Source organism: Clostridium tetanomorphum (genome assembly GCF_017873215.1).
Taxonomy (GTDB): domain Bacteria; phylum Bacillota; class Clostridia; order Clostridiales; family Clostridiaceae; genus Clostridium_AO; species Clostridium_AO tetanomorphum.
On record NZ_JAGGKA010000055.1, the window covers coordinates 1 to 1542 of the forward strand.

1 rRNA gene is annotated in these 1542 nt (G+C 52.8%); it reads right to left on the reverse strand.

What is annotated here, in order from left to right:
- Positions 1-20: 20 nt before the first annotated feature.
- Positions 21-1531: ribosomal RNA gene (locus J2Z24_RS21165) — 16S ribosomal RNA — on the reverse strand.
- Positions 1532-1542 lie beyond the last annotated feature (11 nt).

Below are 1542 nucleotides of genomic sequence, written 5' to 3' on the forward strand. Positions count from 1 at the left end.
CTTTCTTGTCGACTCCTTAGAAAGGAGGTGATCCAGCCGCAGGTTCTCCTACGGCTACCTTGTTACGACTTCACCCCAATCATTGACCCCACCTTCGGCCGCTGGCTCCTTACGGTTACCTCACGGACTTCGGGTGTTGCCAACTCTCATGGTGTGACGGGCGGTGTGTACAAGGCCCGGGAACGTATTCACCGCGACATGCTGATTCGCGATTACTAGCAACTCCGGCTTCATGTAGGCGAGTTTCAGCCTACAATCCGAACTGGGATGAGTTTTTGAGTTTAGCTCCACCTTGCGGTCTTGCATCTCTCTGTACTCACCATTGTAGCACGTGTGTAGCCCTAGACATAAGGGGCATGATGATTTGACGTCATCCCCACCTTCCTCCCGGTTAACCCGGGCAGTCTCATTAGAGTGCTCAACTTAATGGTAGCAACTAATGATAAGGGTTGCGCTCGTTGCGGGACTTAACCCAACATCTCACGACACGAGCTGACGACAACCATGCACCACCTGTCTCCCTGCCCCGAAGGGCTTCCTCCGTTACGAGTAATTCAGGGGATGTCAAGTCTAGGTAAGGTTCTTCGCGTTGCTTCGAATTAAACCACATGCTCCGCTGCTTGTGCGGGCCCCCGTCAATTCCTTTGAGTTTTAATCTTGCGACCGTACTCCCCAGGCGGAATACTTATTGTGTTAACTGCGGCACAGAAGGGGTCGATACCTCCTACACCTAGTATTCATCGTTTACGGCGTGGACTACCAGGGTATCTAATCCTGTTTGCTACCCACGCTTTCATGCCTCAGCGTCAGTTACAGTCCAGTAAGTCGCCTTCGCCACTGGTGTTCTTCCTAATCTCTACGCATTTCACCGCTACACTAGGAATTCCACTTACCTCTCCTGCACTCTAGGCACCCAGTTTGAAATGCAGCCCCCAAGTTAAGCCCGGGGATTTCACATCTCACTTAAATGCCCGCCTACGCATCCTTTACGCCCAGTAAATCCGGACAACGCTCGCCACCTACGTATTACCGCGGCTGCTGGCACGTAGTTAGCCGTGGCTTCCTCCTCTGGTACCGTCATTATCGTCCCAGAAGACAGGGTTTTACAATCCGAAGACCTTCATCACCCACGCGGCGTTGCTGCGTCAGGGTTTCCCCCATTGCGCAATATTCCCCACTGCTGCCTCCCGTAGGAGTCTGGACCGTGTCTCAGTTCCAATGTGGCCGATCACCCTCTCAGGTCGGCTATGCATCGTGGCCTTGGTGAGCTGTTACCTCACCAACTAGCTAATGCACCGCGGGCCCATCTCAAAGCGGATTACTCCTTTGATTAGTTTTTCATGCGGAAAACTAATGTTATGCGGTATTAATCCTCCTTTCGGAGGGCTATCCCCCACTTTGAGGCAGGTTGCCCACGTGTTACTCACCCGTCCGCCGCTAATCCATCCCCGAAGGGACTTCATCGCTCGACTTGCATGTGTTAGGCACGCCGCCAGCGTTCGTCCTGAGCCAGGATCAAACTCTCAATTTAAAAGTTTAATC